The organism is Micromonospora solifontis (genome assembly GCF_003725545.1).
GTDB classification, from domain to species: Bacteria; Actinomycetota; Actinomycetes; order Mycobacteriales; family Micromonosporaceae; genus Micromonospora; species Micromonospora solifontis.
Genome location: NZ_RJLN01000179.1, coordinates 1 through 2,795 on the forward strand (window position 1 = coordinate 1; position 2,795 = coordinate 2,795).

Annotated in this window: 2 protein-coding genes; one reads left to right on the plus strand and one right to left on the minus strand. The window is 72.6% G+C overall.

What is annotated here, in order from left to right:
- The first annotated feature begins 261 nt into the window (after window positions 1-261).
- Window positions 262-705, plus strand: a complete 444-nt coding sequence (locus EFE23_RS27705; protein WP_123243806.1) for a hypothetical protein — start codon at window positions 262-264, stop codon at window positions 703-705.
- A 149-nt stretch (window positions 706-854) separates the two neighbouring features.
- Here EFE23_RS27705 and EFE23_RS27710 read toward each other — a convergent pair whose 3' ends face one another.
- Window positions 855-2,489, minus strand: a complete 1,635-nt coding sequence (locus tag EFE23_RS27710; RefSeq protein WP_123243807.1) for a glycoside hydrolase family 13 protein — start codon at window positions 2,487-2,489, stop codon at window positions 855-857.
- Window positions 2,490-2,795 lie beyond the last annotated feature (306 nt).

Consider the following 2,795-nt stretch of genomic DNA (forward strand, 5'->3'; position numbering starts at 1 on the left):
CCCGCGCCCCCGTGCGCTCGCGCCCCCGTGCGCCGCGTGCCCGCGCCCGTGTGCGCGCTCTTTCATGGAAACAGTGGTTATCCGGTGGCCCGAGGCCACTCTTTCCGTAAAAGAGTGCGGATCTTGGGGCGAGTGGGCGAGTGGGCGAGTGGGCGGGCGGGCGTGGTCAGGTGAGGGGGTGTCGTGAGGGCGACATCTGGGGAGGCGGCAGTTGGGGTGAATGCGACCCCCGTTCGGCCGGGTAGCGACCATGATGGGCCGGTGGGCGCACTCGTGACACTTGACCTGCCGGACGACTCCCCGATGCTCGGCCTGCCGTGGATCATCACCTTCGGCCCGCTCGGCGACGCCGACGAGTGGGAGCCGGTGGTCTGCGGCCCGTACGAGCGGCCGCACGCGCTCGCCCTGGCCGAGGCGGTGGTCGCCGAGGAGCAGCTGATGGCGGTGGTGGAGCCGCTGCTGCCGGCGCTGACGCCGGAGGAGATCCGCAGCGAGATCGCCGCCGCGCAGATCGCGGCCGAGGACGAGGCGGCCCGGACCGACCAGGCGGACCTCTACGGCGACTTCGAGGACGTCATCGACGAGGAGCTGGAACTCGCCGCCGAGCGGGAGCCGGAGCCGACACCGGCGACCGCGCCGACCCGCGACGAGGTACGCGCCGGCCTCGCCCGGATCGCCCAGCTGCTCACCAGCAGGGGCGCCTGACGGACGTCCCCGATGGACACCGGCCCCTCGGGAAGTCGACTTCCCGAGGGGCCGGCACCACCTCACCCCCCACCACAAGGGGTCGGTAGCCCAGCCGCCCGTCGGCGCGGAGCACAACGGACGACCAGGTCAATGGCGGGTTACCCGGCTCATCGCCGTTCGAACCACGCAGCCGCGTCCACCGGCAGGACGTGCCCGTCGCCCTGCTCGGTGAGGTCGGCGCTGGCGACGATCGGCCGGCCGTAGCCACGGACCGTCGTCGGTGCGCCGCTGATGTTGACCACACAGGTCAGCTCCGCGTCGCCGGCGGTGCGGCGGAACGCCAGCACCCCCGGCTCGGTCTCCAGCCAGGTGATGCCGTCGGTGCCGGCCAGCGCCGGGTGCTCGTGCCGGATCCGCAGCGCGGTCCGGTAGAGCTCCAGCGTCGAGCCGGGCACGCCGGTCTGGGCGGCCACCGAGAGGGCACGCCAGGTCGCCGGGGCCGGCAGCCAGCTCAGCTCGCTGCCCTCCGGGCTGAAGCCGTACGGGGCCAGCTCGCCGCTCCACGGGATCGGCACCCGGCAGCCGTCCCGGCTCTCGCCGGTACGCAGGAACGCCGGGTCCTGGCGCAGCTCGTCGGGGAGGTCCAGCACCTCCGGCAGGCCCAGCTCCTCGCCCTGGTAGACGTACGCGCAGCCGGGCAGGGAGAGCATCAGCAGGGCGGCGGCCCGGGCCCGGCGCAGCCCGACCTCTCCGTCGCCGTAGCGGGTGACGTGCCGCTGCCGGTCGTGGTTGGAGAGCACCCAGGTGGTCGGGGCGCCGACGATGGTCGACTCGGCGAGGGCGGTGTCGATCACCTTGCGGAACGAGTCGGCCGACCAGGTGGCGTCGAGGAAGTCGAAGCTGAACGCCTGGTGCAGCTCGTCCGGGCCGATGTAACGGGCCAGCCGCTGCGGGGTCTCCGCCCAGGCCTCGGCCACCGCCATCCGGCCACCGGGGTAGCTGTCCAGGATCGGCCGCCAGGTGCGATAGATGTCGTGCACCTCGTCCTGGTCAAAGTACGGCAGCTTGCCCTTGCCGAGCAGCTCGGACTGGCGCTGGCCGGTGGTCATCGAGTTGAAGCCGACGTCCGGCAGCCCCTCGGCCTTGATCATTCCGTGCGCCACGTCGATCCGGAAGCCGTCGACCCCCCGGTCCAGCCAGAACCGCAGGATGTCGAGGAACTCGGCGCGTACCTCGGGGTGGCGCCAGTTCAGGTCGGGCTGAGCCGGGTCGAACAGGTGCAGGTACCACTGGCCGTCGTCGACCCGGGTCCAGGCGGGGCCGCCGAAGATGCTCTCCCAGTCGTTCGGGGGCAGCTCGCCCTGCTCGCCCTTGCCGGCGGCGAACAGGTAGCGCTCGCGCTCGGGGGAGCCCGGGCCGGCGGCCAGTGCCGCCTGGAACCACGGGTGAGCGCTGGAGGTGTGGTTGGGGACGAGGTCGACGATGATCCGCAGGCCCAGCGCGTGCGCGTCGGTGATCATCGCGTCGAAGTCGGTGAGCGTGCCGAAGAGCGGGTCCACGTCCCGGTAGTCGGCCACGTCGTAGCCGGCGTCGATCTGGGGCGAGGTGTAGAAGGGGGTCAGCCAGAGCGCGTCCACGCCCAGCTCCCGCAGGTACGGCAGGCGCTGCCGGATGCCCTCGAGGTCACCGACGCCGTCGGAGTTCGCGTCGGCGAAGCTGCGGACGTACACCTGGTAGACGACCGCGGATCGCCACCAGTCCTGGTCGGAGGTCGGCGGCGTCGGGTCGGTGGCGGCGGTCATCGGTGACGATCCCCGTTCTCTGGCAAGGGACTGCGGCACCCTGCGCGAGGGCGTGCCGGGCGCGGGGCGTCTGAGCAGAATGCCGCCCGAGCGCTGCAAGAGTCAAGCATTCCTTGCGCAAGAAATGACGGCGATCACCCTCCGGCCCGCCGAAACGGCCTCACGCCCCGTCCCAGTCATCGGGACGCGAGGCCCGTCGACTCGCCTTGCCGCATCTCGCGCCCTCCCGGATGCCGGACGCCCCGACGTGCGGCAACCCGAGTCGATCAACGCCGGACGGGCGGGCGGCCCGTCGGGCGGGCGGCG